This window comes from Spirabiliibacterium pneumoniae (assembly GCF_014884995.1).
GTDB lineage: Bacteria > Pseudomonadota > Gammaproteobacteria > Enterobacterales > Pasteurellaceae > Spirabiliibacterium > Spirabiliibacterium pneumoniae.
Map to the genome: position 1 here is coordinate 1 of NZ_JABMII010000018.1, position 14,100 is coordinate 14,100.

General features: G+C 48.2%; 20 protein-coding genes and 4 tRNA genes. 2 read left to right on the plus strand and 22 right to left on the minus strand.

Annotated elements, in window-relative coordinates:
• Nucleotides 1–129: 129 nt before the first annotated feature.
• The 15 genes from HPC38_RS09710 to ftsB all read right to left on the minus strand — a co-directional run bounded on the left by HPC38_RS09710 (nucleotide 130) and on the right by ftsB (nucleotide 9,312).
• Nucleotides 130–205 (minus strand) — tRNA-Thr (locus HPC38_RS09710).
• 2 nt (nucleotides 206–207) lie between these two features.
• Nucleotides 208–282, minus strand: a tRNA-Gly gene (locus HPC38_RS09715).
• A 43-nt stretch (nucleotides 283–325) separates the two neighbouring features.
• A tRNA-Tyr gene (locus tag HPC38_RS09720) sits at nucleotides 326–410 on the minus strand.
• Between the two features lie 15 nt (nucleotides 411–425).
• A tRNA-Thr gene (locus tag HPC38_RS09725) sits at nucleotides 426–501 on the minus strand.
• A 133-nt stretch (nucleotides 502–634) separates the two neighbouring features.
• Nucleotides 635–2,158 carry a YifB family Mg chelatase-like AAA ATPase gene (locus HPC38_RS09730; RefSeq protein ID WP_208121083.1) on the minus strand — a complete coding sequence of 508 codons (1,524 nt, stop codon included), beginning with the start codon at nucleotides 2,156–2,158 and terminating at the stop codon, nucleotides 635–637.
• Between the two features lie 137 nt (nucleotides 2,159–2,295).
• Nucleotides 2,296–2,943, minus strand: coding sequence for a bifunctional 4-hydroxy-2-oxoglutarate aldolase/2-dehydro-3-deoxy-phosphogluconate aldolase (locus HPC38_RS09735; protein WP_208121084.1), 648 nt, complete (start codon nucleotides 2,941–2,943; stop codon nucleotides 2,296–2,298).
• An 86-nt stretch (nucleotides 2,944–3,029) separates the two neighbouring features.
• Nucleotides 3,030–3,566 carry a gluconokinase gene (locus HPC38_RS09740; RefSeq protein WP_208121085.1) on the minus strand — a complete coding sequence of 179 codons (537 nt, stop codon included), beginning with the start codon at nucleotides 3,564–3,566 and terminating at the stop codon, nucleotides 3,030–3,032.
• 47 nt (nucleotides 3,567–3,613) lie between these two features.
• Nucleotides 3,614–4,888: a murein hydrolase activator NlpD gene (gene nlpD / locus HPC38_RS09745; RefSeq protein WP_208121086.1), complete on the minus strand. Its 1,275-nt coding sequence runs from the start codon at nucleotides 4,886–4,888 to the stop codon at nucleotides 3,614–3,616.
• Between the two features lie 17 nt (nucleotides 4,889–4,905).
• Nucleotides 4,906–5,484 carry a YqaA family protein gene (locus HPC38_RS09750; RefSeq protein WP_208121087.1) on the minus strand — a complete coding sequence of 193 codons (579 nt, stop codon included), beginning with the start codon at nucleotides 5,482–5,484 and terminating at the stop codon, nucleotides 4,906–4,908.
• On the minus strand, nucleotides 5,481–6,113 hold the full coding sequence (locus HPC38_RS09755) for a protein-L-isoaspartate(D-aspartate) O-methyltransferase (RefSeq protein ID WP_208121088.1): 633 nt from the start codon (nucleotides 6,111–6,113) through the stop codon (nucleotides 5,481–5,483). The genes HPC38_RS09750 and HPC38_RS09755 overlap by 4 nt, the downstream gene beginning before the upstream one ends.
• Nucleotides 6,113–6,853, minus strand: coding sequence for a 5'/3'-nucleotidase SurE (surE, locus tag HPC38_RS09760; RefSeq protein WP_208121089.1), 741 nt, complete (start codon nucleotides 6,851–6,853; stop codon nucleotides 6,113–6,115). Before surE ends, HPC38_RS09755 begins: the two co-directional genes overlap by 1 nt.
• Nucleotides 6,853–7,875 (minus strand): tRNA pseudouridine(13) synthase TruD, encoded by a 1,023-nt coding sequence (gene truD / locus HPC38_RS09765; RefSeq protein WP_208121090.1) that lies wholly within the window; start codon nucleotides 7,873–7,875, stop codon nucleotides 6,853–6,855. Before truD ends, surE begins: the two co-directional genes overlap by 1 nt.
• A complete protein-coding gene (gene ispF / locus HPC38_RS09770; RefSeq protein WP_208121102.1) occupies nucleotides 7,872–8,345 on the minus strand; it encodes a 2-C-methyl-D-erythritol 2,4-cyclodiphosphate synthase in 474 nt (157 codons plus the stop codon). The genes truD and ispF overlap by 4 nt, the downstream gene beginning before the upstream one ends.
• Nucleotides 8,346–8,347: 2 nt before the next feature.
• A complete protein-coding gene (gene ispD / locus HPC38_RS09775; protein ID WP_208121091.1) occupies nucleotides 8,348–9,028 on the minus strand; it encodes a 2-C-methyl-D-erythritol 4-phosphate cytidylyltransferase in 681 nt (226 codons plus the stop codon).
• Nucleotides 9,028–9,312 (minus strand): cell division protein FtsB, encoded by a 285-nt coding sequence (gene ftsB / locus HPC38_RS09780; RefSeq protein WP_208121092.1) that lies wholly within the window; start codon nucleotides 9,310–9,312, stop codon nucleotides 9,028–9,030. The genes ispD and ftsB overlap by 1 nt, the downstream gene beginning before the upstream one ends.
• 105 nt (nucleotides 9,313–9,417) lie before the next feature.
• On the opposite strand from ftsB, the gene greB reads away from it, so the two are divergent.
• The gene (gene greB / locus HPC38_RS09785; RefSeq protein ID WP_208121093.1) at nucleotides 9,418–9,897 is read left to right on the plus strand and encodes a transcription elongation factor GreB; all 480 of its coding nucleotides are present in this window, start codon (nucleotides 9,418–9,420) and stop codon (nucleotides 9,895–9,897) included.
• On the opposite strand, the gene HPC38_RS09790 is transcribed toward greB, so the two are convergent.
• The 7 genes from HPC38_RS09790 to rpmB all read right to left on the minus strand — a co-directional run bounded on the left by HPC38_RS09790 (nucleotide 9,869) and on the right by rpmB (nucleotide 13,499).
• A complete protein-coding gene (locus HPC38_RS09790; protein WP_208121094.1) occupies nucleotides 9,869–10,339 on the minus strand; it encodes a SoxR reducing system RseC family protein in 471 nt (156 codons plus the stop codon). The two genes, greB and HPC38_RS09790, sit on opposite strands and share 29 nt — an antisense overlap.
• On the minus strand, nucleotides 10,339–11,337 hold the full coding sequence (locus tag HPC38_RS09795; RefSeq protein WP_208121095.1) for a MucB/RseB C-terminal domain-containing protein: 999 nt from the start codon (nucleotides 11,335–11,337) through the stop codon (nucleotides 10,339–10,341). Before HPC38_RS09795 ends, HPC38_RS09790 begins: the two co-directional genes overlap by 1 nt.
• 60 nt (nucleotides 11,338–11,397) lie before the next feature.
• Nucleotides 11,398–11,970 (minus strand): sigma-E factor negative regulatory protein, encoded by a 573-nt coding sequence (locus tag HPC38_RS09800; protein WP_208121096.1) that lies wholly within the window; start codon nucleotides 11,968–11,970, stop codon nucleotides 11,398–11,400.
• 29 nt (nucleotides 11,971–11,999) lie between these two features.
• Nucleotides 12,000–12,581: an RNA polymerase sigma factor RpoE gene (gene rpoE / locus HPC38_RS09805; protein ID WP_208121097.1), complete on the minus strand. Its 582-nt coding sequence runs from the start codon at nucleotides 12,579–12,581 to the stop codon at nucleotides 12,000–12,002.
• 103 nt (nucleotides 12,582–12,684) lie between these two features.
• On the minus strand, nucleotides 12,685–12,936 hold the full coding sequence (locus tag HPC38_RS09810) for an FAD assembly factor SdhE (protein ID WP_208121098.1): 252 nt from the start codon (nucleotides 12,934–12,936) through the stop codon (nucleotides 12,685–12,687).
• 144 nt (nucleotides 12,937–13,080) lie between these two features.
• Nucleotides 13,081–13,251, minus strand: coding sequence for a 50S ribosomal protein L33 (rpmG, locus tag HPC38_RS09815; protein ID WP_208121099.1), 171 nt, complete (start codon nucleotides 13,249–13,251; stop codon nucleotides 13,081–13,083).
• A gap of 11 nt (nucleotides 13,252–13,262) precedes the next feature.
• Entirely contained in the window at nucleotides 13,263–13,499 is a 237-nt protein-coding gene (gene rpmB / locus HPC38_RS09820) for a 50S ribosomal protein L28 (RefSeq protein WP_208121100.1), read from the minus strand.
• Nucleotides 13,500–13,791: 292 nt separating this feature from the next.
• Between rpmB and HPC38_RS09825 the strand changes: the two genes are divergently transcribed.
• Nucleotides 13,792–13,998 (plus strand): hypothetical protein, encoded by a 207-nt coding sequence (locus tag HPC38_RS09825; protein WP_208121101.1) that lies wholly within the window; start codon nucleotides 13,792–13,794, stop codon nucleotides 13,996–13,998.
• Nucleotides 13,999–14,100: the final 102 nt, after the last annotated feature.

The following is a 14,100-nucleotide window of genomic DNA, read 5'->3' on the forward strand; positions in this document are numbered from 1 at the left end:
TTCAAATTTTTCTTTAGACATTTTAAGTCCCTCTAAACAAACACGGTTATCGATGGTTCTCTACCACATTAACCTAATGTAGATTGTAATTAACTATAAGATGAGTGGGAAAGCAAGAGTAATAAGGAGTGGTGCTGATAGGCAGATTCGAACTGCCGACCTCACCCTTACCAAGGGTGCGCTCTACCGACTGAGCTATATCAGCGTTGGAGCGGGCAGCGGGAATCGAACCCGCATCATCAGCTTGGAAGGCTGAGGTAATAGCCATTATACGATGCCCGCGTTCTTATTCATCTACCCCGATCATCAACTAGGAAATAGAAAATGGTGGAGGGAGAAGGATTCGAACCTTCGAAGGCTGAGCCGGCAGATTTACAGTCTGCTCCCTTTGGCCGCTCGGGAATCCCTCCACGGTACTTGTTTGATGGTGCCGACTGCCGGAATCGAACTGGCGACCTACTGATTACAAGTCAGTTGCTCTACCTGCTGAGCTAAGTCGGCGACGTAAACAAGTGAGGCGTATTATAGGCATAATAATTTTGCTGACAAGTATTTTTTGCAAAAAAAGTGGTTTTTTCTCATTGTTCGATTAATTTTCAGACAAAAAACCGCACTTTGCCTAGATATTAGGTCATTATGCTTGCGCCAAACGCGCTAATAATCTGTCCATCGCGCGATAACCTAACGCTTCGCTTAAATGTTGTCGCTCAATCTCTTGGCTACCGTCAAGATCGGCAATGGTGCGCGCCACACGCAAAATACGATGATATGCGCGCACGGATAAGCCAAGTTTGATCAAGGCACTTTCCAAAAATGTGGCATCACTTTCACTGAGCTTGCAGTGGTAATCTAATGATTTGCCTTGCAATTGCGCATTAACGCAGCCATTGCGAGCCAGCTGTAATGCCCGTACACGATGAACTTTCTCTCGCACCACCACAGTGCTCTCGCCGCGATCACCACCGCGCTGTAAACTGCCCGCAGGCAGCAAGGGCACTTCAATAGAGAGATCAAAACGATCTAAAAATGGCCCTGAAAGGCGATTTAAATAGCGCATAATCTGTTGCTGTGAGGCGCGATTGTGGTTGCCTTGATAATGCCCCGTAGGGCTTGGATTCATCGCCGCAATCAGTTGAAACTTAGCAGGAAACCGCACTTTTGCACTCGCCCGAGAAATCACAATTTCACCAGACTCCAGCGGCTCGCGCAGTGCATCTAACACACGGCGTTCAAATTCGGGTAGCTCGTCTAAGAACAGGACGCCATTGTGTGCCAACGAAATTTCACCTGGCTTAGGATTTGAACCACCGCCCACCAACGCTGCCAGTGAGGCGCTGTGATGTGGAGCGCGAAAAGGCCGCTCGCGCCAATAACGCTGTTCTATTCGAGTTTGAATCAGGCTGGCAATGGAGGCACTTTCAATCGCTTCTTCGTCCGACATTTCAGGCAAAAGTGCGGTCAGGCGACTGGCGAGCATCGTTTTGCCTGTGCCAGGTGGGCCTAAAAAAAGCAAATTATGCTGCCCTGCAGCAGCGATGGTCAGCGCACGCTTGGCATGTTGCTGACCGATAATATCGGTTAAGCATAAATGCGTTTCGCTGGCGTATTGTTCAGGTGTTGGCAGCAACTGCGCGACGGGCAACTCTTGCTGCTGTTGTAAAAAACCCGCCACCTGCAATAAGGATTCGGCAAAGTGGGTTTGAGTTGTGCCAATGAGGCTCGCTTGTGCGGCATTTTCAGCAGCAATAATTAACTCGCGCCGATCTTTTTGCGCCGCCAATACCGCTGGGATCACCCCTTGCGTGCCACGCAACTCGCCTGTGAGCGCAAGCTCGCCTAAAAATTCATACTGTGTAAGCGTTTCAGCGTTAATTTGCCCTGATGCAGCTAAAATGCCAAGCGCGATGGCCAAATCATAACGCCCGCCTTCTTTAGGCAAATCCGCTGGCGCCATATTGATTGTCATGCGCGCCACAGGGTATTCAAAATTGGCGTTAATCAACGCACTACGCACGCGATCACGCGCCTCTTTGACCGCTGCTTCGGGCAGCCCAACCAACGTTAATCCTGGCTTACCGCGGCTAATGTGAACTTCAATGGTAATTAACGGGGCCTGCACACCAATGCAAGCACGGCTATAAACTATCGCCAGTGACATTTTGCCTCCTTTTTTGCATAGGATAATCAAAGTGCGGTCAAAGGCGAGTGTGCAAGGTGTGTTTTACGATGACGATCGCAAATTCTACATAAAAAATGCACGCGTTTGCGTGCATTCATTATTTGGCGTGTAGTGCGTTAGCCACGCAATTTATTGACCAGCGCCACAGCCTCTTGGCTCAAGCGGGTCACTTCATCCCAATTGCCTGCAGCCACCGCATTGTTTGGAATCATCCACGAGCCACCGACGGTTTTAACACAGCTTAAGGCGAGATAATCCGCCACGTTTTTCGGACTAATGCCACCCGTTGGGCAGAAGCTCAATTGTGGCAATGGCGCTGAAATGGCTTTCAACACTGGCGCACCACCGTTGGCTTCCGCAGGGAAGAATTTCAAGTGATCAAAACCCAGCTCAAGTGCGGTCATCATCTCAGATGGTGTGGCTGTGCCAGGCATCAGCGGAATGTCACTGGCTGCGGCATGTTTAAGCAAATTCACACTCGCTCCTGGAGAGATGATGAATTTCGCACCCGCTTCCACCGCGTTGTCATATTGCTCAGCATTGAGCACGGTGCCTGCGCCCACTAACGCCTGTGGCATCGCCTCGCTGATGGCTTTGATGGCGTCCAACGCCACAGCACTGCGCAAGGTGATTTCAAACACATTAATACCGCCTGCGCTCAAGGCTTGCGCCATTGGCACAGCGTCTTTTAAATCTTTGATCACCATCACTGGCACCACAGGGGATGCAGAAAACACGTCGCTCGGTTGAATTTTCCAGCTCATAATTGATCCTTTCTAAAGATGAAACATTGTTTCTAAATATAGCAAAACTTTTTCTCGTTGTCGCCAAAATGATTTCACGTTGTGATCTAGGTCACTTGTTTTTGTGCATTTTTAGGCAAAATTGAATAAAGTGCGGTTTCAAGGCGCATCAAAACCTCGTTAAATTCACCCGCAATCGCCACGGTAAGCACATCAGGTTCGCCATGCGGTGGCTCAAGCGCCTCAAACTGACTTTGCAACATCGCCTGCCCCATAAAATGGCCTTGACGGGCGGCTAATCGCTTTGCAATCACGGCAAAATCACCTTCAAGATAAATGAAACGGAGCTTGTCATTGCCCTGTCGAATACGATCACGATAGGCTTTTTTCAAAGCTGAACACACAATAATGCCCACTTCATTTTTTTGCACAATGGAAAAGGCGGCATCATTAATACGTTCCAACCACGGCTGCCTGTCGGTATCATTTAACGGCAAGCCCTGAGCCATTTTTAAAATATTGGCGCGCGGATGGAGATCGTCACCGTCGATAAATTTGAGGTTTAATGCCTGTGCGGCGGCCTGCCCTAGGCTGCTTTTACCTGTGCCAGACACGCCCATTAAAATAATGGCTAAGCCACTCATGTGTGCTCCTTACAAAAACATCAGCGGATCGCTGATGTTTTCGGTGATTATTGGGCTGGCAAATAGCGCATTGGATCGACGGATTTGCCTTTATAGCGAATTTCAAAGTGTAACTTCACGCCGTTGGTGCCGGAGCTACCCATTTTGGCAATTTGTTGACCAGCACTAACTTGTTGCTGGTCTTTAACCAAAATGGTTTCATTGTGGGCGTAGGCACTCAAATAATCATCGTTGTGTTTGATGATGATCAAGTTGCCATACCCCCGTAGCGCGTTACCTGCATACACCACGCGCCCGCTGGCGGCGGCATTTACAGCTTGCCCACGAGAGCCTGCTATATCAATCCCTTTATTACCACCATCAGCCGATGAGAAGCCCTGCAAAATACGCCCTTTGCTCGGCCAGCTCCAGCGGATATTTGAGGTCGCTGGCGGTGGTGGGGTGACGCTCGCTTTAGCGGCGACCGCACCTGCACTGCTGGCGACCACGCCTGTTGTGGCGCTCACGCCTTTGTTTGCGGCCATAGCAGGATTACCTACCGCCGCCTTGACAGGGCCACTGATGCTGCCATCAGAACCGAATTTGGTGTTATTCGGCCCTGAGGTGTAGGTCACCGCAGGCTCTGCTGGTTTTGGTGCAGGGGCTGGCGCTGGCACAACCGCACTTTGCGTTGCTGCTGCGGCTGGCGCTGGCGCGACGGCTTCGTGGCTTTCGCCAACTTTCAGCACTTGACCCACTTTAAGGCTATACGGCTCGCTCATATTATTTTTCGCCGCTAATTCTTTCACGTCCATGCCTGAAATGTAGGCAATCAAGAACATGGTGTCGCCCTTACGCACAGTGTAGGTATCGCCTTTATAAAAACCTTTGTCGATTTGATTGTAAATCGGCGCATTAGTAGTAGCATCGCGCGGAATAGTGAAATCTTGTGATACTGCTTTTGCTTTAGTTTTTACGGTACTGACCGTTTTTTGCGTGTGCGTAACTTGCGTTTGGGCATTCGTCACCGCACTTTGGGTGCGTTGTTTGGCTTGGGTGACCGCATTTTGCGCACTTTGTTGTACATCACCAATCGGCTGAGAAATGGCGCTTTGTACATTTTGTTGAATATTTTCCGTACTCACATTCATACTTTCAGGCATGCTTTGTGGCTGCAACGTTGGCTGCCAGCTGCCGTTGCTTGCGCCAGTGTTTTCAACAGGTTGCATAATTCCAGGGGATAGTGCGCCGTCAGCACTTTCAACGGGAGCTGAATTATTACTCGAACAGCCTGCTAATGCCAGCGCCAAGGCACTGAGCGGAAATACAATCGATACTTTCATAGAGAATCCTTTAGAATTTATTTTCGTAACAAAAAATAAGCAACAATAGCTAAGACTACCACGCTCCAGCCGATCACTTCAATAGAGCGACGTAGTTTCGCCTCAATTTTTGGCCCACCCCACGCTGCGAGTTTCGCCACCAACAAAAAACGTGCCGCGCGTGAGATGAAAGCGGTGATAACAAACGGTAAAAACGCCATTTGCATCACGCCACTGGCAAGGGTAAAAATTTTATACGGAATCGGCGAAAAGCCTGCCACAAACAGCACTAACACACCCCACTGGTCAAACCACGCAATCACTTGGTTGAATTTTTCCAAATAGCCAAATTGCACAATATAGTGATGCAGCCAATCATAGGCAGCAAAGCCAATATAATAGCCCACCATGCCGCCGAGCACAGATGCCAACGCCGTTACAAGCGCCATGTGCAGCCAGCGTTGTGGGCGAGTCATCGCCATCGGAATAAGCATCACATCAGGTGGAATGGGGAAGAAAATCGCTTCAATAAAGCTCACTAATGCCAACCAATAAATGGCAAAACGGTGGCGAGAATATTGCATCGTTTTGTCATACAGTGTGCCAAATATTTTCACTGCACATCTCCTTTAATTAACGGCACAAACCGCACTTTTTCAATGCGTTTGCGTTGATATTGATCGCCAATGCGGGTAATCAGTTGTAATTCTTGTTCATCGTTCTCTTCACCCACTGGCAGCACCATTTTGGCATATTGTTTAAGCTGTAAAATCAGTTCATAAGGCATTTGAGCAGCGGCGGCGGTAACGATAATGGCATCAAACGGACCGCGCTCAGCCCAGCCTTGCCAGCCGTCGGCATGGCGCAGATGAATGTTATGCAAGTCGAGCTTTTTAAAACGCCGCAACGCCTGCCATTGCAAGCGCTTGATACGCTCCACGCTGTACACTTGTGCACACAATTTCGCTAAAAGTGCAGTTTGGTAACCACTGCCCGTGCCAATTTCCAACACCTTAAAGTGCGGTTGCAAGCCGAGCAGCTCAGTCATTTTCGCCACAATGTAGGGTTGCGATAGGGTTTGCCCCTCACCGATCGGAATGGGTTGATTATCAAAGCAGCGCTGGGCAAACACCTCATCAACAAACAGCGTGCGTGGCAGCTCAAACATGGCGCTGAGCACAGCCTCGTCACGGATGCCTTGTTGATAGAGTTTTTCCACCAGCTGGCGTTGATAAAAGCGAGACATCAGTCGCTGTCCACCCACTGGCGCAATTTGTCGAGTGACTGATGCGCGGTCATATCGGTTTGAATCGGGGTGAGAGAAACATAGCCATTTTTCACTGCGTAAAAATCAGTGCCTTCGCTGGCATATTCTGGTAAGCCACTCACGCCCACCCAATAAATTTTCTCACCGCGCGGGTCAACTTGTTTGACCAATTCACTGGCGCATTGACGGTACCCCAAATGAGTCACCTGCTTGCCTTTGAGTTCCTTAAACGGCACGTCGGGCACGTTGATATTGATAATTTCATGCTTGCCCAACAAACTTGGGTAGAGCTTTTCAATCATCTCGCATACCACTTTGGCGGCGGTCTCAAAATAGATTCGCCCATCGAGCGACACCGCGATGGACGGCAAGCCTAAATGGCGCCCTTCGAGCGCGGCGGCAACGGTGCCAGAATAAATCACATCATCGCCTAAATTCGCACCCGCATTAATGCCAGAAACGACAAGATCTATCGACTCTTGCAGCAAGCCGTTGAGTGCTAAATGCACGCAATCAGCTGGCGTGCCGTTAACGCAATAATCTCCATTGGCGAGTTTGTGCGGGCGCAGTGGTTCAACCAGTGTGAGTGAGCTTGACGCTGCGCTGCGATTGCGATCGGGGGCAACCACAATCACCTCAGCAAATTGGCGCAAGGCGCGCGCCATCACTTGAATGCCTTGCGCATGGATGCCGTCATCATTACTTAATAAAATTCGCATTACATTCCTTCGTCTTCAAGATTAACCAATTCGCGCACTAGCGCTGTGGCATAACTGCCGCTGCCCAGCGTAAAACGCAACCGCAGCCCCTCTGGCTCAAAAGCGTAGGTTAAATTTTCAGGCAACACACACAATGCACGGCGGTCGCTTTTCACGCGGGCTTGCTTGAGCAAATCACAAAGTGCGGTCTGCTCATTCAGCACCGACAATTCAAACGCCTGTGCCGCTTGCTCACTCAGAGCACCTTGTTCGCCAAACATTGGCGCGGTGAGTTGCACATCGCCGCTTGCCAGTCGCTGTTGTACCTGCGCCAATTCCTGCTCGCGGGCAATAAACCAGCTATGAGAGCCGCACAGCTGCACCACATCCCCAACTAACACCTCACGCGCCACCCCTTGCGCAATGCGCGCCGACACCACCTGATTAAACAACGCACTGCGCGCCGCGGAAAGGTAAAAACTGCGTTTGTTACGATCCCGCACAGTGATTTCGCCCGCCGCCCAACGTTGCGCTTGCGTTAAATTGTTGCCATCGCGCCCAAAACGCTGTTCGGTAAAATAATTGGGGAAACCGCACTTTTGTATTTTTTCTAGGCGATCGTGCAGCGCTGGGCTTTCGCTAACATCACGCAAGAGAATGTCGAAGTGATTGCCTTGCAGGCTGCCAATACGGATTTTGCGGTTATGCCGCGTGACCTGTAAAATCTCCACGCCGTCGAGCGTAAAGGTGCTGAAATCAGGTGTTGGCTTGCCAGGCAAATGCAGGCAAAACCACTGTTCGGTCACGCCGTGGCGGTCTTTGAGGCCGGCATAGCTCCAGTCGCGTTGACCAACGCCTGCAAATTTGGCAAGCCTTTCGCCTACAAACAGCGTGTTGCAATGGGTTTTACGCACATACAATGCGACAAATTCGCCTTCGCCTGCCATGTCATAGCCCAGTATTTCCTGCACGCAAAAATCGTTCGGCTCAACTTTCAAGCGCGCCGTGTGGTGCGGTTGCCCGTAAAGATACGCCAGTGTCATTGTGCCACCAATAGCGCAACGGCTTCGCAAGCGATGCCTTCGCCGCGCCCCGCGAAACCCAATTTTTCAGTGGTGGTTGCTTTTACATTCACCTGTTCGACTGAACATTGCAACACCTCCGCGATGGCTTGGCGCATAGCATCGATATGTGGGCGCATTTTAGGCGCTTGCGCGATGATGGTCACATCCACATTGCTCACCACCCAGCCGCATGACCGCACTTTAGCATAGGCGTTGGCTAGCAGCACCTTGCTGTCGGCGTTTTTATACGCCATATCGGTGTCAGGGAACAATTTTCCAATATCACCTAGGGCAGCTGCCCCTAATAACGCGTCTGTCAGCGCGTGCAAGGCAACATCACCGTCGGAGTGCGCAAGCAGCCCCTGCGGATAAGGCAGAGAAACGCCGCCGATGATAATCGGGCCTTCACCGCCAAATGCGTGCACGTCAAACCCGTGCCCTATTCGTATTGTCACATATCTCTCCGTTGTAAATAAAATTCAGCCAGTGCCAAGTCTTCTGGGCGTGTGATTTTAATATTATCGCGCCGCCCTTCCACCAAGTGCGGTTGCAGGCCGATAAGCTCCACCGCACTGGCATCATCGGTGACTTCTAGCTGCTTGTCAAACGCATATTCATAGCCTGCACGCAGCGCGGAAACGGGAAAAAATTGCGGCGTTAATGCCTGCCACAGTAAAGTGCGGTCAACGGTGTGTTGAATGCGCGTGTGTTTGTCCGCCAATTTTAATGTGTCCGTCACGGGGCAGGCTAAAATCGCGCCTTCAGGCGAGTCTATCTCAAGCAGCTTGTCGATATCCGATAGATGCAAACACGCCCGCGCGCCATCATGCACCAGCGCCCAAGCCGCCTGATCTAAGGTACACAGTGCGTTATACACCGATTGCGCGCGGCTCACGCCACCTATCACGCACCGCACTTTCGTATCAAAGTGCGGTTTTAAGCGCGCAATCCAGTGGTCATTTTCCGCCACCGCAATCACAATTTCGTCAATGGTACGATGGCGGGCTAACAAACTCACGGTGTGTTCCAACACGGTTTTGTCGCCCAGCGTTAAATATTGCTTGGGCACACTCGCCCCCATGCGGCTGCCCACCCCTGCGGCGGGCACAATAGCAACAATACGACGCGCCATTATTGATACTCGTCCGATTTCACTAAACGATAAAACACTTCATTGGGCTTGATCATATCATGTTCTAGCCGCGCCCGTTCTTCAATCGCCTCAACGCCTTCTTTAAGGTCTTTAATTTCTGCCATAATCAGTTGATTTCGCTGCATTAGCTGCTGATTTTCTTGCTCGCGAGCCGCAATTTCTTGCTCCACCGCATTGTGCTGTACATAGCCATTTTTGCCAAACCAGAAACTGTATTGAAACAATGCTGCTAGAGCGATTAAAATAAGAATGAGAACGCGCATAGTCTGTCCTTGAGTGTCAATTCGGTCATAGTTTACCGTGAAATGGCATGAATGTGGAGATTTGGGCGATCTTAACGCATTTTTATCGAAAAACGAAGGGAAAGCATGGCAAAATCACATTACATCACCCGTGCAGGCTGGCAAGCATTGGACCAAGAATTAAAATTTCTCTGGCGTGACGAGCGCCCCAAAGTTACGCAAGCAGTGTCGGATGCCGCCGCACTTGGCGATCGCAGTGAAAATGCGGAATATATCTACGGCAAGCGTCGCCTGCGTGAAATTGACCGCCGCGTGCGCTTTTTAACCAAGCGCCTTGAGGTGTTGCAAATCGTTGACTATCATCCCAAACAAGAGGGCAAGGTGTTTTTTGGCGCGTGGGTGGAGCTGGAAGACGAACAAGGCGAAATGCAAGCCTACCGCATTGTAGGCTGTGATGAATTTGACCCGCAAAAAAACTGGATCTCCATTGACTCACCTGTAGCACGCGCATTAATTGGCAAGCAAGTTGATGATGAAATTTGTGTGCAAACGCCCAGCGGCAAGCGGATGTGGTATATCAATAAAATTTGGTATCAGACAGCGTAATTGGCTTGCCCAGCACGCGAATAAAGTGCGGTTGAAAGTGTTGTCGGCGAGCCAGGCGTTGACTGATGGGGCGAATAGCCACAAAACTGCCCGCAGTGGCAGCGGCAATCACTAACGCCTGCAACCATTCTGTTTGAATAAAGTGCGCGCCGATCACCGCACTGAGCACCAATGCTGACAAAGGGGCGATGTAAAGCAAAAGTGCGGTCAAAATCATCGAGCGTTCTTGCAGCCCAATTTCAATGCGATGCCCGACCTCCACCTCATCACTGACAGCCAATTGCAACAGCAGATGATCTTGCACCTCGCCATTGATTTTCGACAGCGCGTGCGCGCCGCAGCTGGCTTTGGCGGCACAGCCACCACAACTTTGCTTGCTTTCACACCGCACTTTGGCGATGCCGTTGGTGATGCTCACCACCTCTGCCACTTCCACCAACATTATTTACTGCTCGCGCTGAAATTGATGTCTTTTACGATTTGCTTAGCGGTTATCAACGGGATTGTCCCAATCAACGTAATTTCACGGTGATTTTCACTCAAGGTGTAAATCGTATTGTTCTCTTGCTGCCAAGCGTGTTCGCCGAGATTGTCGCTGATGTTGGGATTGAGGTATAAGCTAAATGAAAACAAGCCATCACTAAAGAGCAAACTCTCCAATTCGCCGATGTCGGTTTGGTATTTGTCGTGCTTACGCAGTTCAAAACCTGGTGGCAACCAACTCAAATGCCAATTAGGATCTTGCGCAAGCACATCACCCTCAAGGGCGATCACTGGCGGTAAGTGTAACTGTTCAATCGGTGTTATCAAGTTTTTAAGGCTTTCGCCTTGGCTGAGCGAGGTAACACGAAATTGCTCAAGCAAATTACCATTGCGATCAAGCATATCGCTGCGCATCAATAAATGGCTGGCGGAATCTATCCACAAAACATATTGATAACGAAAATCATCTTTCGGTAAAACACGGATCACTTGCGCTATGCGATTAGCAATGCGCGTTTTGCCCGCGTCAATGAAATCGTAATGCGCTTGGAGCTTGGCAAAATCGGCATAAACCGCGCTAGGTAAATCATCGATAATAGCATTCGCGTGCAAACTAAAGGGTTGATAATTCGAGCCAAAATAACTAATAATGCCATCGCGTTGAATAATTTCTTGGCGCGCACCGTCAAGCGAAAACAACTGAGCGTAGTGTTTACCATCATGATAGAGATGGCGGTACTGATAGCTGTTAACCTCATTTGGCATCAGCTTAACAAAAGTGATGTCAAAGTCACTGTTGCGCCACGCGGCAGTCATTTGCTCTAAGGCATCAAGACTGCTGCGCTGAGTTTTTACACTAGGCGCAACTTCACGAACAGCGTCGTCAGCCAACAGTGTTGAAGGAAAAAGTGCGGTTGCCACCAAGCAAAGGGCGAGCAGATAAGAATTGTGCTTCATTGATACATCCAATGCAAATAAATTCACCACCCAAAGGTGGTGAAATCCATCATTAGCATTTTAGTCATTGTGGTTAGACACATGCTCTAAAGCGGGGCCATTAACACGGCGTTGCAGCTCATGATTTTGCAGCATTAAATTAATGCGTTTGCTTTGTTGCTCAAGCTGATCTTGCGTTGGCAAATCTTTGCTCGGTGCATTGTAGCTCACTTGTTGCAAATTATTCGTAAATGGCAAGGTTTGCAACACTGGCGCTTGGGCGTAGTTATCTTCTTGCGCATTTTGCATATAGCTTTGCACACCGAACACCGCCACCAAACACACGCTGGCTGCCACGGCCACTTGAGTAATCGGCGCAAACCATTTCTTGATTTTTTGCGCAAACGGGTGAGCTTCAACCTCATGTGGCTCAGGTTGAGAACACATCACGGTACTTTCTGATTCAATCAACATGGCCATTTTTTGGGTAAAATCAGTGCCCAATAGCACATCGGACTCTTTGCGCATCACTGCACGCACGAGATGATAATGTTGCCAAGTTTGCTGGAGCTCTTCATCCTGACAAAGCGCATCAAGGGATTGGTTGTCTTGATGTTCGCCGTCTAGATAGGCTGAAAGTAACTCTTTTTGCATTTTGATCTACTCCGCTTAGACTTATGTCGTTAATGTTCGTTGCTCATTAAAGGCGCGATTTTGCTGTTGATAATTTCCCGCGCGCGGAAAATGCGTGATCGCACAGTTCCCACGGGGCATTCCATAATTTCAGCAATCTCTTCGTAACTCAATTCCTCTAACTCACGCAACGTAATCGCTGTTTTTAGCTCTTCTGGTAGCGCAGCTATCGTTTCAAAAATCACATCTTTTAACTCTGACGATAGCACCAAATTCTCAGGTGTATCAATGTTGCGTAACCCATCACCTGTCTCATAGCCTTCCGCGTCATCGGCTTGGATATCATCGCCTGGTGGGCGTCGGCCTTGTGCCGTGATATAGTTCTTCGCGGTGTTCACGGCAATGCGATAAAGCCAAGTATAAAACGCGCTATCTCCACGAAACAAATGCAACGAGCGATAGGCTTTAATAAATGTTTCTTGCACCACATCAGGAATGTCATTAGCTGAAACATAACGCGTTAACAGACCGGCAATCTTATTTTGGTGGCGCGCAACAAGCAAATTAAATGCTTTTTTATCACCATGCTGAGCCTTTTCTACCAGGGCTTGATCTGTTAGTTGTTCACCCATCGTGAGCGAATCTCCTTCACGTTTTACGCTAACATTCCATGCTCTGACAGTAGGTCGTCTTAACACATTAGAGCGTAGTTTTTCTCAAAAGTTCAAAAAAATTTTATTTCGAGGCCAAATGTTGCTGAATCAGCTGCACAATCTCGCGCAGTGGTTGTGTGGGGGCAGTGTCTTGATTCATCAGCCAGCGGAATAACTCAGGATCCGTAAATTTCAATAACTCAACAAAACTGACCTGTTGTTCTTCACTTAAGCTATCAAACCGCTCTTGATAAAACGGCATAATCATATAATCAAGCTCCAGCATGCCGCGGCGGCACTCCCAGGCTAATTTCAATTTATTGTACTGCGCCATAGACTGACCCTTTAAAACAATGATTGGCTGATGATAGCACAAATAAGGTCGAATGCGTGTTTTTCAAGTTCATAAAGGCAAAAGTGCGGTTAACCGCCACAAAAAAAGGCGAGCATTGCTCACCTTTTTCACACCAAAAGCGAATTATTTGATTTTGGCTTCTTTATAAACAACGTGTTTGCGCACAACAGGATCGTATTTTTTGATCTCCATTTTTTCTGGCATATTACGTTTGTTTTTTGTTGTAGTGTAAAAATGACCTGTTTCAGCTGTTGAAACCAGTTTGATTTTTTCACGAGCACCTTTTGCTGCCATGATTTAGCTCCTTAGATTTTCTCGCCTTTAGCACGAAGATCAGCTAACACTGCATCGATGCCTTTTTTATCAATAATACGCATACCTTTGGCAGACACGCGCAAAGATACGAAACGTTTTTCACTTTCCACCCAAAAACGGTGAGTGTGCAGGTTTGGTAAGAAGCGACGTTTGGTCGCGTTCATTGCGTGCGAGCGGTTGTTACCAACGACTGGACGCTTGCCTGTTACTTGACAGACTCTAGACATTGTTCATTCTCCAAAAAACTTAATTAAGTTTGCGCTAAGCGGTTCGGATCACCAATTCGGTTACCTCGTCAGGCACATAACCCGACCCGCAACGATATTAAAGGTGGGGGATTATACCCATTTTTTTTCGCTTTCTCAAGCCCTACAGTAGAATTTATCATAAATAATATTACAGAAACGGTTCTAGTTAACACCACCTCACAAGTCGAAAATCAACCCTGAAAAGACTTGAATTAATGTGGGTATTAGTATACAATACCCAAATTTAACACGACCAGCTCAAGAGTTTTATATGAAGAAAAAGTTATTTAGCTTTTTAAACATCATATTTACAGTTATTATTTTTAAAATACTAGGCGTTGCTCCAGCTTTATTAGCCATTTTTACTTACCATTTATTAGAGAAAAAGTATGGTGCTGTCTATGCATTTATAATATCCACTATTATTGGAGTTGGTTCGGGTATCATTTTAGCTAAATTTATATATAATTATTATTGAGTTAATTATTCAATAATACAGTGCAAATAAAAGAAAAACAATAGAAGAAATTATAATCAATAATGATTTTAGGCTTCTTCTATTCTTCTTTTGCTGTTCTCT

What these genes read in the sequence shown, in the direction of transcription:
- HPC38_RS09800 (WP_208121096.1), bottom strand. Translation starts at nt 11,970, where the DNA reads ATGCAAAAAGAGTTACTTTCAGCCTATCTAGACGGCGAACATCAAGAC.
- ispD (WP_208121091.1), bottom strand. Translation starts at nt 9,028, where the DNA reads ATGGCGCGTCGTATTGTTGCTATTGTGCCCGCCGCAGGGGTGGGCAGC.
- rpmB (WP_208121100.1), bottom strand. Translation starts at nt 13,499, where the DNA reads ATGTCTAGAGTCTGTCAAGTAACAGGCAAGCGTCCAGTCGTTGGTAAC.
- greB (WP_208121093.1), top strand. Translation starts at nt 9,418, where the DNA reads ATGGCAAAATCACATTACATCACCCGTGCAGGCTGGCAAGCATTGGAC.
- ftsB (WP_208121092.1), bottom strand. Translation starts at nt 9,312, where the DNA reads ATGCGCGTTCTCATTCTTATTTTAATCGCTCTAGCAGCATTGTTTCAA.
- HPC38_RS09810 (WP_208121098.1), bottom strand. Translation starts at nt 12,936, where the DNA reads ATGGCGCAGTACAATAAATTGAAATTAGCCTGGGAGTGCCGCCGCGGC.
- rpoE (WP_208121097.1), bottom strand. Translation starts at nt 12,581, where the DNA reads ATGGGTGAACAACTAACAGATCAAGCCCTGGTAGAAAAGGCTCAGCAT.
- nlpD (WP_208121086.1), bottom strand. Translation starts at nt 4,888, where the DNA reads ATGAAAGTATCGATTGTATTTCCGCTCAGTGCCTTGGCGCTGGCATTA.
- HPC38_RS09735 (WP_208121084.1), bottom strand. Translation starts at nt 2,943, where the DNA reads ATGAGCTGGAAAATTCAACCGAGCGACGTGTTTTCTGCATCCCCTGTG.
- HPC38_RS09790 (WP_208121094.1), bottom strand. Translation starts at nt 10,339, where the DNA reads ATGTTGGTGGAAGTGGCAGAGGTGGTGAGCATCACCAACGGCATCGCC.
- surE (WP_208121089.1), bottom strand. Translation starts at nt 6,853, where the DNA reads ATGCGAATTTTATTAAGTAATGATGACGGCATCCATGCGCAAGGCATT.
- truD (WP_208121090.1), bottom strand. Translation starts at nt 7,875, where the DNA reads ATGACACTGGCGTATCTTTACGGGCAACCGCACCACACGGCGCGCTTG.
- rpmG (WP_208121099.1), bottom strand. Translation starts at nt 13,251, where the DNA reads ATGGCAGCAAAAGGTGCTCGTGAAAAAATCAAACTGGTTTCAACAGCT.
- HPC38_RS09755 (WP_208121088.1), bottom strand. Translation starts at nt 6,113, where the DNA reads ATGTCTCGCTTTTATCAACGCCAGCTGGTGGAAAAACTCTATCAACAA.
- HPC38_RS09795 (WP_208121095.1), bottom strand. Translation starts at nt 11,337, where the DNA reads ATGAAGCACAATTCTTATCTGCTCGCCCTTTGCTTGGTGGCAACCGCA.
- HPC38_RS09740 (WP_208121085.1), bottom strand. Translation starts at nt 3,566, where the DNA reads ATGAGTGGCTTAGCCATTATTTTAATGGGCGTGTCTGGCACAGGTAAA.
- HPC38_RS09825 (WP_208121101.1), top strand. Translation starts at nt 13,792, where the DNA reads ATGAAGAAAAAGTTATTTAGCTTTTTAAACATCATATTTACAGTTATT.
- HPC38_RS09730 (WP_208121083.1), bottom strand. Translation starts at nt 2,158, where the DNA reads ATGTCACTGGCGATAGTTTATAGCCGTGCTTGCATTGGTGTGCAGGCC.